14 protein-coding genes, 1 tRNA gene and 2 pseudogenes are annotated in these 13,959 nt (G+C 68.8%); 5 read left to right on the top strand and 12 right to left on the bottom strand.

Annotated elements, in window-relative coordinates:
• Positions 1-40: 40 nt before the first annotated feature.
• Positions 41-700, top strand: coding sequence for an O-methyltransferase (locus OG936_RS09505; RefSeq protein WP_406493878.1), 660 nt, complete (start codon positions 41-43; stop codon positions 698-700).
• Between the two features lie 33 nt (positions 701-733).
• On the opposite strand, the gene OG936_RS09500 is transcribed toward OG936_RS09505, so the two are convergent.
• The 4 genes from OG936_RS09500 to OG936_RS09485 all read right to left on the bottom strand — a co-directional run bounded on the left by OG936_RS09500 (position 734) and on the right by OG936_RS09485 (position 4,063).
• A complete protein-coding gene (locus tag OG936_RS09500; protein WP_383761030.1) occupies positions 734-964 on the bottom strand; it encodes a zinc ribbon domain-containing protein in 231 nt (76 codons plus the stop codon).
• 109 nt (positions 965-1,073) lie between these two features.
• Positions 1,074-1,673: a DUF4383 domain-containing protein gene (locus OG936_RS09495; RefSeq protein WP_406493876.1), complete on the bottom strand. Its 600-nt coding sequence runs from the start codon at positions 1,671-1,673 to the stop codon at positions 1,074-1,076.
• Between the two features lie 132 nt (positions 1,674-1,805).
• Positions 1,806-3,227 (bottom strand): hypothetical protein, encoded by a 1,422-nt coding sequence (locus OG936_RS09490; protein ID WP_406493875.1) that lies wholly within the window; start codon positions 3,225-3,227, stop codon positions 1,806-1,808.
• Positions 3,228-3,298: 71 nt separating this feature from the next.
• Entirely contained in the window at positions 3,299-4,063 is a 765-nt protein-coding gene (locus tag OG936_RS09485) for a DUF4097 family beta strand repeat-containing protein (protein WP_406493874.1), read from the bottom strand.
• 235 nt (positions 4,064-4,298) lie between these two features.
• Between OG936_RS09485 and OG936_RS09480 the strand changes: the two genes are divergently transcribed.
• Positions 4,299-4,373 (top strand) — tRNA-Val (locus OG936_RS09480).
• Between the two features lie 543 nt (positions 4,374-4,916).
• On the opposite strand, the gene OG936_RS09475 is transcribed toward OG936_RS09480, so the two are convergent.
• The 5 genes from OG936_RS09475 to OG936_RS09455 form a co-directional block, all read right to left on the bottom strand.
• Complete coding sequence (locus OG936_RS09475; protein ID WP_266745934.1) at positions 4,917-5,141, bottom strand: hypothetical protein; 225 nt, start codon at positions 5,139-5,141, stop codon at positions 4,917-4,919.
• 539 nt (positions 5,142-5,680) lie between these two features.
• Positions 5,681-5,977 carry a GYD domain-containing protein gene (locus OG936_RS09470; RefSeq protein WP_406493872.1) on the bottom strand — a complete coding sequence of 99 codons (297 nt, stop codon included), beginning with the start codon at positions 5,975-5,977 and terminating at the stop codon, positions 5,681-5,683.
• A 602-nt stretch (positions 5,978-6,579) separates the two neighbouring features.
• Positions 6,580-7,053, bottom strand: coding sequence for a hypothetical protein (locus tag OG936_RS09465; RefSeq protein WP_406493871.1), 474 nt, complete (start codon positions 7,051-7,053; stop codon positions 6,580-6,582).
• 324 nt (positions 7,054-7,377) lie between these two features.
• Positions 7,378-7,740 (bottom strand): transcriptional regulator, encoded by a 363-nt coding sequence (locus OG936_RS09460; protein WP_406493869.1) that lies wholly within the window; start codon positions 7,738-7,740, stop codon positions 7,378-7,380.
• Positions 7,737-8,567 (bottom strand): hypothetical protein, encoded by an 831-nt coding sequence (locus tag OG936_RS09455; RefSeq protein WP_406493868.1) that lies wholly within the window; start codon positions 8,565-8,567, stop codon positions 7,737-7,739. Before OG936_RS09455 ends, OG936_RS09460 begins: the two co-directional genes overlap by 4 nt.
• 502 nt (positions 8,568-9,069) lie before the next feature.
• On the opposite strand from OG936_RS09455, the pseudogene OG936_RS09450 reads away from it, so the two are divergent.
• A pseudogene (locus tag OG936_RS09450) lies at positions 9,070-9,264 on the top strand (SRPBCC family protein); the annotation flags it as partial.
• 522 nt (positions 9,265-9,786) lie between these two features.
• Here the strand turns inward: OG936_RS09450 and OG936_RS09445 are convergent.
• From OG936_RS09445 to OG936_RS09435, 3 genes and pseudogenes are all read right to left on the bottom strand, one after another.
• Positions 9,787-10,737, bottom strand: a complete 951-nt coding sequence (locus tag OG936_RS09445; RefSeq protein WP_406493866.1) for an N-acetylmuramoyl-L-alanine amidase — start codon at positions 10,735-10,737, stop codon at positions 9,787-9,789.
• 465 nt (positions 10,738-11,202) lie between these two features.
• A complete protein-coding gene (locus OG936_RS09440; RefSeq protein ID WP_015034725.1) occupies positions 11,203-11,277 on the bottom strand; it encodes a 50S ribosomal protein bL37 in 75 nt (24 codons plus the stop codon).
• 186 nt (positions 11,278-11,463) lie between these two features.
• Positions 11,464-11,586: pseudogene (locus OG936_RS09435) on the bottom strand (MerR family DNA-binding transcriptional regulator); the annotation flags it as partial.
• A 505-nt stretch (positions 11,587-12,091) separates the two neighbouring features.
• On the opposite strand from OG936_RS09435, the gene OG936_RS09430 reads away from it, so the two are divergent.
• Together OG936_RS09430 and OG936_RS09425 are read left to right on the top strand one after the other, a co-directional pair.
• Positions 12,092-12,526, top strand: coding sequence for a hypothetical protein (locus OG936_RS09430; protein WP_383760966.1), 435 nt, complete (start codon positions 12,092-12,094; stop codon positions 12,524-12,526).
• 57 nt (positions 12,527-12,583) lie between these two features.
• Positions 12,584-13,936: a DUF1254 domain-containing protein gene (locus OG936_RS09425; protein ID WP_406493864.1), complete on the top strand. Its 1,353-nt coding sequence runs from the start codon at positions 12,584-12,586 to the stop codon at positions 13,934-13,936.
• The last annotated feature ends 23 nt before the right edge of the window (positions 13,937-13,959 follow it).

The raw sequence follows: 13,959 nt of genomic DNA, 5'->3' as shown, positions 1-13,959 counted from the left end.
CCCGGGCCCGTCCGCCCGGTACGACCGACGAGGAGCAGCGATGTCCAAGGGCAACGAAACCAAGATCACGGACGAGCTGTACGCGTACATGCTGGCGCACAATCCACCGCTGGACGCGGTGCAGCGCGAGCTCATCGAGACCACGTACGCCCGCCTGCCCGAGTACGCCGGCATGCAGTCCGCCGAGGAGCAGGGGCCGCTGCTCGCCTTCCTCGTCCGGTTGACCGGAGCCCGGTACATCGTGGAGGTCGGGACGTTCACCGGCTTCTCCGCCCTGTCGATGGCACAGGCGCTGCCCGCGGACGGGCGGCTGATCGCCTGCGACATCTCGGAGGAGTGGACCGCGTACGGGCGCGAGGCATGGGAGAAGGCGAGCGTCGCCGACCGGATCGAACTCCGTATCGCCCCGGCGCTCGACACACTGCGGGCGATGCCGGCCGAGCCGCACATCGACCTCGCCTACCTCGACGCGGACAAGGGCAACTACATCCCGTACTGGGAAGAACTGGTGCCCCGGATGCGGCAGGGCGGCCTCGTCGTCACGGACAACGTGCTCTTCCACGGCGGGGTGACCGACCCGCAGGCGACCGGCGGCGCGGCGGCGATCAAGGAATTCAACGACCACGTGGCCGCCGATCCACGCATGGACAGCGTGCTGCTCACCGTGTCCGACGGCCTGACGCTCTCCCGTAAGCGGTAGGGCCTCGCGGGGCGGCCCCGGCCACCCGCTCTCTCAGCCGCAGCAACCCCCGCCGCAGCAGCCGCCCCCGCCCCCACCACCGCCGGCCGACGGGGCGGCAGGCGCGGACTTGGCCGACGTCCCGCCCACGGCCACGGTGGACAGCAGCTTCACGGTGTCGGCGTGCCCGGCGGGGCAGGAGGCCGGGTCCGACGACTCGGCCATCGGGCGGCTGAGTTCGAACGTGTCTCCGCAGGAGCGGCAGCGGTACTCGTAACGAGGCATGTGCCCAGGCTAGCCCAGGCTGTCCAGCACGGACCGGGACGAAGTAAGGGTTACGAGACCCGGGTTACGGATCACGGGTCTACGGAGCATGGCTCTACGAGTCCCGCGTTTACGGGTGGTCAGGGCGAGGGACGACCGGCATTGCCGCTGCCGTGGCCTGCCGGACCCTCCGCAGTTCCTGCTCGGCCTCCTCGGGGTGGCGGGCCTGCCAGTACGGATTGTCGTGCGGAAGGCCGCCGCTGACCCGCCCGTACATCCCGAAGACCATCAGCATCAGTCCGACCACGAAGCTGAACAGCACGTTCTGGAGGTGGAAGGCGAGGAAGTTGTAGCCGGTATCGAGCAGGGCGAGATTGATGAAGCCGCTGAGGATGAAGGCGATGCCCAGAATCATGTTGAGCGTCGAGGCGATGTTGCCGCCGATCACCATGCCGATGAACAGCAGCAGGCCGACACAGATGGACAGAACGCTGAGGGCGCCGTTGGTGTTGAGACCCGCGACGGTGGCTCCACCGGTACTGAAGAAGCCGATCTCGTCGATCAGCCCCAGGATTCCGAAGGCGAGCAGCACCAGTCCCATCAGCCCCGCGCCGACCCGGTAGACGCGGTTGAGCCGGTGATCGACGGGCAGGTGCCTGTCGAGCGGGGTGGTCCTGCGACGGCGGCGCGGGCTGGGCCGTCCGGGGGCGTGCAGTACATGGGTGGCCATGTCGGTCTCCTTCAGGCGTACTACCAGGATCCGCCCGCGGTGTCGCCGCCGCACATCAGAAGACCGGAAAGCCCGTTCCTGCCCCCTCCCCTTCCTCGGGTCGCTCAGAGCCCGTGACCGAGCCCGTACAGCTCAGGCGCCCGCCCCGCGCTCCTCGCGGATGTCGGAGACCACCCGCGCGGCCGTGTGCCGTACGGCTTCGGTCTCGGTCAGGAAGTGCCAGTAGTCCGGATGGCGTTCCTCCAGTCCGGCGATGGCGCGATCCAGCCGGGCCACGGCGTCGTCCAGCGGGCGGGCGTGGCGCGGTTCGGGCGTGTGGCGCCCGGCCATGGCCAGACGCTGGGCATCCCGGACCGCGAACCGCGTCCGCTGGATCTCCTCCTGCGGGTCCTTGGCCACGTCGTTCAGCCGGTGCAGCCGGTCGCCCGCGGCGGACACGGCCTCGTCCGTGGCGTTCAGCAGGGCGCGTACCGTACTCAGCCGGGAGGTCGCGTCGGCCCACTGCTGCTCGTCCCGCGCCGCGGCGGCTTCCTTCAGCTTCTCCTCCGCCTGCCGCACGTTGCTCGCCGCCTGCTTCGGCACGGGCTGGAGGTCCTGCCAGCACGCGGCCGAGAACCGCCGCCGCAGCTCGCTCAGCACCGGTTCCACCGAGCCCGCCCGGGTCGTCAGCGCCTGGGCACGCGTACGCAACGACACCAGCCGGTGGTCGATCTCGGCGGCCCGCTCGGGCAGCCGTGCCGCCTCGGCCCGCACCGCCTCGGCGTCGCGCAGCACCCGATCGGCACGCTGCAAGGTCTCCGCAACGCCATGGCGGCCGGCCCCCTGATTGAGTTTGGTCAGCTCGGGCGCGAGGGCAGCCAGTCGCGCGGCGAGATCATCCGCTCGCAGTCCGGACGCCCGCACCGCATCGAGAGCATTGCTCGCGCCGAGGAGCGCCTGCCGGGCCCGCTCCACGGCTGGCGCGAGCCGGGCGAGCTGCGTCTCCGCGTTGCCCAGCAACGGCCCCAGACCCTGCGCGAATCGGTCCAGGTCGCCTTTGACGCGAACCAGCTCGTCCTTGGCGGTGGTCAGCTCGGTCCTGGCACGGGCCGCGACGGCCGACTCCAGATCGTCCCGGTCCAGGTCGTGTGCGTCGACCGCGGTGATGTACGTATGGCTGGCCTCGTCGATCCGCCGGCCGAGCGCGGCGAAATCGTCCACGGCCTTGCGTGCACCGGGCGAGCTGTCCACCGCGGTGATCGTCTCGATCGAGATCCGCAGATCGCGCTGGGCGGTGTCGAGCTCGTAGAAGGCGGCAGCGGCGGCGTCCTTCGCGGCCTGGGCGTCGGCCCGCTGACTCTCCCCGCGCCCGCCGAACCAGCGCCGCGTACCGCCACCGGCGAACGCGGCGGGCAGCGCGGCGGCGATCAGCGGCACCGGCAGCAACATCAGCACAAGGACATCCCCGAAGCCTCTGGCAGCCCTGGCGCCCCCGATACCCCCGGCACCCTGGACACCCTCGACGGCGGAACTCCCACCCGCTCTCGCCTGCGGCCGCGCGTGTGTCGCCGTCACATCCCTCTCCCGTGCCGTTTCGCTCTGCCCGGTACATTCTCCCACCAGGTAAGAACGAACACACGGGCCCGTTAGTTCACGCTTCGGACGGTGACTTGACCATTGCCGCTCCGAGCCTTGACCACGTGGGTGCTGTCGTCGCTGCGTGGCGCGTCCACCGAGACTCTTCCGTTGTCGGCGACCGCGTCCACCGCATACCTCACGGAGCCGGACGGCAGGTCGATGGTGATCCCTCCGTTGTCACTGACGGTGTCCACGAGATCCGGCACCGAGGCGAACCCCAGCCGGACCATGCCGTTGTCGGACCGCGCAGACACGGACTTGGCCGAAATCCTTTCGGTGACGATGCCCCCGTTGTCACTCTCCAGCCTGAGCGGCCCACTGGAGTCCCGGACGGTCACCTTCCCGTTGTCGGCGCGGAGGGTGAGCGGAGTGTCGAAGCCGGACGCGACGATCTTCCCGTTGTCCCCGTCGACGACCACCGCCACGCCGCGCGGCACCTTCACCTGGTGCTCCGAGGCACAGTCGCTGATGATCGCGCTGCACTTCACCTTGAGCGTGAGCGTGTCGTCCCGCATCTTCCACTGGGGATCGGGCCCGTTCCCCAGAACCACCCACCCGCCCACACGACGGGTCACCTCGACCTTCCGTACATCGGCCGGTACGAGCTCCAGCGTCGACTGCCCGGAATGGATGGTCAGCGTCTTCCCACTGAGCGCGAACGACTTGTGCTCGGCGGGCGCGTCCTTCGCATCCGTCCCGCCACAGCCGGTGAGGCCGAAACCGAGCAGCACGGCTCCGGCGGACACGATGAGAGTGCGGGTACGGTGTGCCACGATGAACTTCCCCCAAGTCGTACGGCGGGTGGTCCCCGACGGTGTGCCCTTCACCGTACGTACGCCGTCTCACCGGCAGAATCCGGACGGCTACCGTATGAGGGGTGGGGATATCCCCCGCACGACACCTCGGCCACACCACGCCCCCGACCACCCGGGCCACTGCCGTCCACTGCTGTCCCGGCACCGTTTGTGACCGTGGGCCGTAGTCCATGTACGCTGTTGCCTCATCCACGGGTGCGTAGCTCAGGGGTAGAGCGCTGCTCTTACAAAGCAGATGTCGGCGGTTCGAAACCGTCCGCGCCCACCAGTCAGAACGCCCCCGCAGCGAGCCGCTGCGGGGGCGTTGACGGTAGTAGGTGACGGCAGTCCCTCGGGGTCGTCGCGCTGAGCGTGAGTAGAAACCTTCTCTACGGGTTCAAGTGCCCGCGCAAGGCGCGGGCTGGCCCCTTGTGCCCGGCCCTCTGCGCCTTCGGCGCCCAGGCCGGGCCCCTGGGGCCGCAGCGAACTACGGCCCCTGAGTCGAGAACCAAGCCCGCGGCTTCAAGACATGCCTCCGGCGGGGGCGCTCAGACTCCGGGATGGACGGGGGGCCGTTCGCGAGTGCCGGCGAATTCGTGGCGAGCGTCGTGGGCTCCCATCCCGCCCACCTTCGACCCAGGCAGAGCCGAGCAGTCGCGGCCCAGGGCGTCAAGGTCGTTCGTACAGTGGCGCGCTCCACCTTGACGCCCTGAACCACGCCCGCTCCACGGTGTGTGGGTCGATCGAAGGCGGACGGGATGGGAGCTGGGGAGAGTGGTGGGTGGAGGTGAGGATGGAAGCTCGACGAAGCGACCCAAAGGGCGCATCTCCGTCACTTATCCGCTCGGTAGAACTCGATGTCCTTGTTGACGAACAGGTGTACGTATCCGCACCGCCAGCAGATCAGGCCCGTGGCTTTTTCGTCAGCCCAGGCCAACTTCAGGAACTCCATCCCAGCGCTGTTGAGCAGGACACCCCGTTCTCGGAACAGGTCACCCTGGCAGACCAGGCACTCGAGCCAGACATCCCCCAGTGCTACACGTACCGGCTTCGCCATCGAGTGAACGCCCCCGTCCTTGCCGTGTGGAGAGAACGAGACTACGTGGCAGGCCGGGCCGCTCAAAGCTCACCGTAGAAGTACAGCAGCGCCGTACCGCAACCCCAGCAACCGCCCCCGTCCGCTACCGTCTCTCCGGGGCCTCGTAGCGGCCGGAATGGTCGTCGCTGGCCGATCTCGCTAGAGCTACGGATCAGAAGGTGACCGTGCCATATCCGTGCCAGATCGAGCGGTCAGCCGCGGTCAACTGGAGCGAGTCGCGGTGTGGATACCCGTTAGCAGGCTCAGGCGCCCCAGACGGTTGGTGACCAGCGAGGACACGTTCGTGATCGGCGCCAGGCTTACAAAACAGATGTCGGCGGTTCGAAACCGTCCGCGCCCACCAGCGCGAAGGCCCCCAACCGATCATGGTTGGGGGCCTTTGACATCTGCTTCTGACATCAACGGGTGCGGTCACCCACGGTCGGGACGCTGCCGCTTCAGCATGCGGTCCAGGTGACTCACGGCCTCGCGCTGGGTGTCCTGGACGACGTGGGTCGTCAGCCGGCCGCCTTGGCGATGATGCGCTCCATCTCCTCTGGGCCGAAGGCCCGCAGAGTCGTGGAATGGACATTGCCCACCCCACCGAGCTGCAGGAGTGCTGCCGTGGCAGTTTCGTCGTCGGGCGCCTCGACGATGGCCACGAGGTCGTATGGACCGACGGTCCAGTAGATACTCAGAAGCTTCGCCCCGAGCTTCTGTACCGCTGCCCCGAAGGCCTCGGCGCGCTCTGCGGTGTCCTTGTAGTTTCGGACGCCTTGATCGGTCCAGCTCAACAAGGTGACGTACGTCGGCATGCTTTTTCACCTTCACGAGGAGACACATTGTGAGGCCAAGCCTGGACATCTGGGCTAGAACCTGCACGAGATACGCACCCGAACGGGCAATACGAGCGACCACAGGCATCAAGGGGCAGGCGTTACTCACGGCCGGGGCGCCGCTCGAGCATGCGGTCCGGGTGACTCACTGCCTCGCGCTGGATGTTCTGGACGACGTGTAATGGTGACGTCGGGTATGGGAACTGTCTGAATGCCTGTGGTGATCAAGCCTCGCGGTGTCGGCGCGGGAGGTAGGGGCTGAAGCGGTCGGCGACAATCTCTGCGATCGCATCGGCATCGCGTGAACCGTCGACTTCGATCACGCGGATGCCGGGCCGGTGGGCGGCGCCGACGGCGTCCTCCGCGACGAGGCGGTCGCGGGCGAGGCGGTTGGCCTGTGCTCGGACCGGATCGCTGACGCGGTGTCCGAGCGAGGCGGCTCGGGGTAGTTCGCGGAGCCGGTATTGGCGGAACTCTGGCGTGTGTCGGCGTACACGTGAACGTCCCCAGCTCTGTACAGATATTTACGGCCGTCCTACGCCCGGGGCAGGGTGTGTGCCGCGTTGCGCAGCTCGTTCTGGCTAGGGCCTGATCCCCACCAGGCCGTTTCCTCCCTTCGTACACGTGAAAGTGCTTGCACAGCACTGTTCCCACCCGGTAGGCGTGCTGAGCAGGACCAGCTGCGACCACCGGTCGACGGCTGATGACCGCCCGCGAAGCCACAGCCCCAGCGGTTCCGCCGTCACATCGGCAGCCGTCGGAGAAGACGGACGGCTGGATTCCGGCAGCACGGACACGACGTCCTGGGCCGGGTGCCCGAACAGGTCGACACCGTCCCACACCACAGGAGTCGCTGCCGACGCACCCACGGACGTACCGACATCGATGCTGATACCGGAGAGGGCGTCGGTACGACCGGGCCCGCCTCCGGCGACGGTCAGCACCACGTCGCCAAAGGTGGCGATGGCGTTCCACGCGGGGTCGAAGAGCACTCCGGAGAGCCATGCGTCGTGGGCGTGACGGAGTTCTGCGTAGTCGGCGCGTGTCAACGACATGCACTGCATTCCCCAATGGCACCTGGGTGCCGCCGCCAGCATCACACCGACCTCATTAGGGGGCATCCCGAACCTGAGCGTCCCGGCCCCGGCCGGCAGGGCCACGCCGATCCCCGGCAACACCAACATCACGTCATTGTGCCCTCGCTTCGGTGGGCCAGAGCCGGGTACGTTCATTGCCGTCGTGCAGGAGGCGGCGTGCGGTGTTCCGGCGGGGACTCACGGGGAACTGCGGCTCCCGGCAGGGGCCACAGCCAGCAACACCGAAGTCGGTATCTGGCAGGTCGGCCCCCAACTCGCCCCGCCTCGCCCCTGAAGTGGTGATCACATATCGGGTGGGCCGGGCACGGGGCGGGGAGTTTCCAGGCGAAGGACGAGTGCCCGCAGGGCGCGAAGTTCGGTGTCCAGGGCCTGTGCGCCTTTGCGGCTGAGGGTGATCCATGTTCGGGGGCGCCGACCGGCGTAGCCCTTCTCCATGGTGATCAGGCCTGAGTCCTCAAGCACCTTCAGGTGCCGGGAGAGGTTTCCGTCGGTGACGGCCAGTTGCTTCTTCAGGAAGCCGAACTCGACCCGGTCGGCTTCGTGGGCGACGGTGAGGATGCCGAGCCGCACGCGCTGGTGGACCGTATCGTCCAGCGCCTGAGTCGGATGCAGTCCTTGCTGGTCGTCCGGCGTAGCGGCGCTCACGAGATGACCGTACGCGCACCGGCGGCGTCGGGCGCGGCTCGGCGGTGGGCCGTCGTCCACTCGGACAGACCGGCGAGGAGCAGGATGGCGGCGAGCAGGAGCGCCTTGGCCTGCGGTCCGTCGGTCCAGCCTGGGTGGGCGGAGTGCGCCCAGGGGAGCCATCCAGTGCCCGAGGAAGCTCCCAGGTAGCCAGTGAGCAGCAATGCGTGAGTGGTGCCGGCCGCTGCGGCGATCCAGCTGCGTTCGGCCATGCCGAGGGCCAGGAATCCGATGCCGACCAGGTACCACGGGGAGGCGTAACTGTTCTCCAACAGTTCGGCCTCCCACGGCTGGTTCCTGCCGAACAGCAGCATTGCCAGTGCTGCCGCGATCGCCACGGTAGTTGCCGCGGTTGCACGAACCCACATCCTGCGGCGGGGGACGATGCCCCGAGTCTCGCCACGCAGGCGATACCAACGGGCGAAGACGAACCACGCCAGGGGGAGGAGCGCGAACCACATGCCCCAGGCCGCGAAGCGCAGGACGGCGCCGTCGAACTCGCCCTTCAGGCAGGGAGTTCCCGGCTCATGGACGACACACAGGCCGGTCAGTTCGGCGTAGGCGAAGGCGGGATAGGACGCGATGTTGCGTCCGTGGGCTCCAAAGTTGAAGGCGTACTTGGCGACCGGAGCGGCCGCCAGCGCGAGGAGGCCGAAGCCGAGGAGGGGGACCCAGGAGCCGTTCAGCTGCGTGCGGGTTCTGACCCGCAGGCCTTCCGTCGCTGCCAACAGGCCGGCCGCGTGCGCCCTCGGTTCGGACTCCGCGCCGCTCAGTGCGGGTGTTCCCATGATTTCCCCCTGTGGTCGGGCTTCGGCAACGCTGCGAGGCGAACCACCGGATGGCCGTCCGCCGAACACTAACTTTGCAATGCAAAGTACATGGCAGTCAAGAGTCACGTGGCGCGCCGTCCCACCCAAAGCGCCTCCTCCGAAAGGCAATTCACGGTCGGAGAGGGCGGCAACCAACCGCTGGGACGCCGCGCGATCACCACGAGACAGGCGGTACTGCAGCGGGGTAGAGCGACCATCGCAACCACCCCCGACCCTCGGCGGCTCCAGGCAGCCGAGGGGCCGACCGAAGAGACCTCGGCGACCACTCCGCCCATGGTTCTGCCACCAGGGAGCCTCGGAGATCGGGGCCTGCATCGGGCTATTGCGGGCAGGCGAGGAGTCAGTCCGATTCGCAGCCGGCGTGCGGGCCCCGATCTCTCGCCAAGGGCAGTTCGAACCACCCGTCTGGACCCGTTGGACTGTGCGTGAGGTGCGATCGCACGAGGCTGGGGGGCGAGCCGGTGCAGCCCGCATCGCCATGAACTTGGTCCCCTGGGGCGAGAACACCCTATTCACCCTCGACTGGCACCCCCTCCGGGGTCCCGGCACCCGGATGCACGGGCTCCCTGTGGATTACGTCGTTGCGGTCCGAAACGGCATGATGCTGACGAAGCTGGCCCGGATCGCGGCACGCGAGCACGGTGGAAGCGCTTGAGGGGTACCTTCCGGAACCGCGGAGAGCGCCCGTCGCGACCGCAGGGTGTACACGGCTCGGCAGGCGACAGCGGCGGCTGAGCGTGAACCGGTTCGAGCGGTGGAGACCGCTCGAACCGCGGCGACGATCGCCGTGGAGACGCGCTCGGCCGGAGGGGGCCGAGCCAGTGGTTGGCTGACCCCGGACGTACGAAGCCGCCCCCTGCCCCGGCCGTAGCAGGAACAGGGGGCATGGTCTCCCGGGCCGGACAGCAGCGCGCTTCGCTCACCCGTCGACGATGAAGTCCGTGCCAGAGGTGGTGGCGTACGCGACTTCGTATGACACGGATCTGGTCAGCGCGCAGCGGTTGTCGCGTCGCAATGCGCGCTGATCGCAGTCAGTGCGGCCAGGAGCGCCGTGACCAGGGGCTGCGAGCGGCTCGCACGGTGCGCTCCGCCGTGGCGGGCCGGAACGCGGCAGTGAATATCGGGACGGCCGCCGGGTGAGGCCGCCGCGTGGTTTGCTCACCGCCGTGGGCCTCGGTCAGGCCCCCTCCGAATGGATGTCGACGGTGATCACGGCGTCCTTGATGGCGGCCTGGACCGCGGCGACGATGGTCTCGGTGTCCGCACCCGTGCCGACCTGGCCCGCGAGTGCGGTGATCGCGGCGGACTGGGCGGCCAGGGTCTTGTCCATGCGCCGGATGCGGGCCTGCATGTCCTTGAGGATGCTCTGCGGTTGCCACGTCGGATTCGATTCGCGGTCCGCCGCGTCGGAGGGTCCGCCGATTGCGTCCGTCTTCCATACGGCGTCGAAGATGTCCTTCTTGGTGATCCCCGCCATGGGGTCCTCCTCCTGGTCGGAGCCGGGGTCCCAGCTCGCGGGATGCTTCAGCCGCTCGGCTACATCGGTCCGGAGCCTGACCATCGTGAAGCCGCGGGGATCGACCTTGTCCGCGCTCCACTCCAGGTGGCCGATCACGCTCTTCGCCGACCAGCCGTGAGCCCGGCACAGCGCGGCCTGGACGCGGACAATCGCCTGGTACTGCGCCTTGGGCCAGGGGTCTTTGCCGTCGCCGAGGTTCTCGCACTCCCAGCCGTAGAAGCGCGCATTGCCGTCGATTCCGTTCGCGTTGCCCTTCGCGGGCGGGGTCGGGCGGGTGCCGTAGGACTCGGCGATGACCTGCTCCAGCACACGCGGGTCGCCACCACCGGCGTGGTTGGCGCGGCCCCAGCCGACCATGTGTACCCGGCCGTCCTTCGCGATCATCCCGTGGCACAGAGGACCTGGCAGATCCGCGTAGCCGTCGCGGACGATGCGGACCGTGGAGGCGGTGCCTTTGGTGACCGTGTGGTGCACGATCGACCCGTGGACCGGACCCCACGGCCCCTTCGGATTCCGGTTGTGCGCACGCCAGTTACCGACTTCTACGATGTGTACGCCTTCCGCTCGCAAAGCGGATATGACCCGTGCGGCAGTCAGGGGTTGTGCCATGTGGTTCTTCCTTTCGCCCTGAGGCGTGCGCGATGTTCCGGGACGTGCCCACTTCACCTTCTCTGCCCAGAAGTACAGACCATGCCACATGCGTCGAACTCGCTGCCGCGACCATGTACTTCGTATTGTTCGCCGATGCCCGTGCGGGCGTCGGCCGTTGCGGAGGAACGACTGCCGACCGCGACCGCTTACAGCGTGGATTCGCTCTGGGGGCATCGGTTCTGACGGGCAGTGGGGCCAGGGGGTCACCCGCTCCTGCGGGGAGATGGCACGGCACCCCGAGGATCGGCAGGGGGCACCTCTCCGTTCGGGCGAGGGGTCGTTCCGTACCGGGGCGTCGTCTCCCGGGCCGCGCCGCGTGCGTCGGCCGCACGGTCACCCGCGCGTGCCAGGGACTCCTGGGCGGCTCGGTGGGTGGCTCGTGCAGCCGACAGGGGGGGAGGGGAGGGCGTGCTCTGTGCCGGATCAGGCGTTGGGGCGCTTGCCGTGATTGGCGTTCTTCTTCTTGCGGGCGCGGCGCTTGTTTCCTCGTTTGGCCATGGTGATTATCTCCCTTATTCATGACTTTTCGGGCGTTCGTCAGTCTAGGTTCGACCCGGTGCAGCCGCATCAGAGGTGCCGGGCCGCCCGGGCGCGCAACGCGTCGGCGAACCAGGCGAGGGAGGGTGCCGGATCGTCCGGGGGGAGGCCGGGCGTTGATCACCGCGAGCAGCTGTGCGTACCGCAGCCGGCGGGGGTGCGGTCGGTCGGCGGCACGATTCCGTGGTCGGCGTAGAACCGGATGGTCTTGACCGTCGGCCCGGTGCGCCGGGCCAGGTCACCGATCGAGCAGAGCGCTTCGCCGTTCATGCCCCACTCGTTTCTCCCTTGTCATCCGCACCAACTTCACCGTCCCGTAGAGGGATTCGTGTCCTACGGCCACCCGCCGCCTGCGCGGGAGTCCCGCACCGGGCTCATCGTCACCGGTTGTGAGCTGGACGCGGTGATGCGGTGGCCCGCGGTGGAGGTGGAGATCGTCAACCGTTCCGGTGCACGGGCGTCCTGCATCGTCTTCGTGGAGTTCGTGGAGTTCGTGGAGTTCGTGGACGGGGGCGGTAGGCGCCACGCCGGAGAGCTCGCGTCGGCGTCCGACCTGGACGCCGGGCAGAAGTCGCGGGAAAGGCGCAGGGGCCGGGGAAGCTCCCGGGCAAGGTCACATGCCGGATCGCGAAGGTGTCGCGGTACCCGGCACCGTAGCCCGGCCGACGGCACCTCTCGGCGCCTCACCCGTTCGGGCGCGTCCGGGTGGACGCCCGGAAAGGTGCCACGCAGGGTCGGTTCTGTCTCGCAGTCCCGCTCCGGCCTAGGAGTTTCCATGGCACGCTCAGCGCCCACGCCCGGCCCGGCCCGTACTGTCGATCAGGGAGAAATGGACCCCTGGGCAGCCGGCGGAGTCATGTTCGCCGGCGTGCTGCTTCTCGTCGACGGCGTCCTCGGCGTGATCAAGGGCATCACCGGTATCGCCACCGACGACGTCTACGCGCACGTCAGTAACTACACGTTCAGGTTCGATGTGACCACATGGGGATGGATCCACCTCGTCCTCGGCATCGTCCTCGGATGCGTCGGCTGGGGCATTCTCAAGGGCGCCGTCTGGGCTCGTGCCACGGGTGTGGTGCTTGCCTCCGTCAGCCTGATCGTCAACTTCATCTGGCTGCCGTACCAGCCGGTCTGGGCGATCGTCTCCATCGCCATCGACGCGTTCGTGATCTGGGCCCTGTGCACGGCGACCGCGAAGGCGGTCATCTGAGGAAGCGGGTGCGTGAGGGAGTGGGCCATGGGGGAACGGGAGAGGGAGAGGGTTGCGATGCCGGAGGAGAACGCGGAAGAACACGTCGCTCTTGCCGCCGAGGCGTACGTCTACGGCTGTGCGCTGGTCCACGACCTGTCGACGGTCGAGGACTTCATGCAGACGGGCTCCGGCGCGCTGCCGCCCGCCCCCTTCAACCACTTCGCGCAGGCCGGCCGGCCGGTGGCCCCCGACGCGCACTTCGCGTCGGTCGGTGATGACCACACGATCCACTCCCTCGCCCATCTCGACCTCTCCGGCGGTCCGGTTCTCTTCCATGTCCCCGACACGGACGGTGCGTACTACGTGCTGCAGTTCGTGGACGCCTGGACCAACAACTTCGCGTACGTCGGCCGCCGTGCCACCGGTACGGAGGCCGGGGACTGGCTCGTCGTGCCGCCAGGCTGGGCGGGCCATGTGCCCGATGGGGTGCGCGGGGTGATCGACGCGCCGACCTCCGTCGTCACCGTCATCGGACGCGACGCCTGCGACGGTCCGGACGACAGGGAGCGGGTCCGCGCGCTTCAGGCCCGGCTCGCCCTCACGCACGTCGAACCCGGGACCCACCGCACGGGCCTGCCCGCGCCCGCCCCCGACGTACCGGAGTCGCTGCGCTTCTTCGAGCAGCTCAGGGTGTGGATGGCCGACTTCCCGCCGGCCGCGGCCGACCAGGCGTATCAGGACCGGTTCCAGCCGCTGGGGCTGCTGGAGGAGGGGCCGTCGCCGTACGTGTCCGCCGGCCCCGGACTCGTACACGCACTGACCGAGGGCCTGGTACGGGGCAGGGCACGGGTGGCGGAGGCGAGCCGGCCCCCGGTGGCGGACGGGGACTGGGCGATGGACCCGCATCTCTTCGACTACAACCTCGACCGGTACGGCGTCGGGACCATCGACTCCCCGCAGTGGCGGATCGTGGACCGGGAAGCCTCCTACCTGACCAGGGCGGTGGCGGCGCGGAACGCGCTGTGGGGGAGTCACGGCTACGAGGCGGTGTACGCCCGCGCGTACCGCGACGCCGACGGTGAGCGGCTGAACGGCGCCCGCTCCTACGTACTGCGCTTCGAGCGGCAGCCGCCGGTAGGGGCGTTCTGGTCCCTGGCCGCGTACGCCACGCAGGGCCACCGCCTCGCCGGGAACCCGGCCGGCCGGTCCTCGATCGGTGATCGCACCCCGGGTCTCGTATACGAGGAGGACGGGTCGCTGACGCTGCACATCGGGAGGGAGCACCCGGCCGGCCCGGCCGCGGCGGCGAACTGGCTGCCCGCGCCCGGCGGGGAGTTTTGGATGGTGCTGAGGCTCTATGTACCGGGGCAGGAGATCCTCGACGGTACGTACGAGATCCCCGCCGTCGAACGGAGCGGTGCGCGGTGAGGGGCGAGAGGTGACGCGCCGGG

The sequence above is a fragment of the Streptomyces sp. NBC_00846 genome (assembly GCF_045207325.1).
In the GTDB taxonomy this organism is placed as follows: domain Bacteria; phylum Actinomycetota; class Actinomycetes; order Streptomycetales; family Streptomycetaceae; genus Streptomyces.
Note: the sequence above shows the minus strand (reverse complement) of the source record. Positions and strands in the feature narration are given on the sequence as shown.

Bases quoted from the DNA above. Each gene is read 5' to 3' on its own strand.
- OG936_RS09505 (WP_406493878.1), top strand. From the start codon at position 41: ATGTCCAAGGGCAACGAAACCAAGATCACGGACGAGCTGTACGCGTAC.
- OG936_RS09500 (WP_383761030.1), bottom strand. From the start codon at position 964: ATGCCTCGTTACGAGTACCGCTGCCGCTCCTGCGGAGACACGTTCGAA.
- OG936_RS09495 (WP_406493876.1), bottom strand. From the start codon at position 1,673: ATGGCCACCCATGTACTGCACGCCCCCGGACGGCCCAGCCCGCGCCGC.
- OG936_RS09475 (WP_266745934.1), bottom strand. From the start codon at position 5,141: ATGGCGAAGCCGGTACGTGTAGCACTGGGGGATGTCTGGCTCGAGTGC.
- OG936_RS09470 (WP_406493872.1), bottom strand. From the start codon at position 5,977: ATGCCGACGTACGTCACCTTGTTGAGCTGGACCGATCAAGGCGTCCGA.
- OG936_RS09465 (WP_406493871.1), bottom strand. From the start codon at position 7,053: ATGTCGTTGACACGCGCCGACTACGCAGAACTCCGTCACGCCCACGAC.
- OG936_RS09455 (WP_406493868.1), bottom strand. From the start codon at position 8,567: ATGGGAACACCCGCACTGAGCGGCGCGGAGTCCGAACCGAGGGCGCAC.
- OG936_RS09445 (WP_406493866.1), bottom strand. From the start codon at position 10,737: ATGGCACAACCCCTGACTGCCGCACGGGTCATATCCGCTTTGCGAGCG.
- OG936_RS09430 (WP_383760966.1), top strand. From the start codon at position 12,092: ATGGCACGCTCAGCGCCCACGCCCGGCCCGGCCCGTACTGTCGATCAG.
- OG936_RS09425 (WP_406493864.1), top strand. From the start codon at position 12,584: ATGCCGGAGGAGAACGCGGAAGAACACGTCGCTCTTGCCGCCGAGGCG.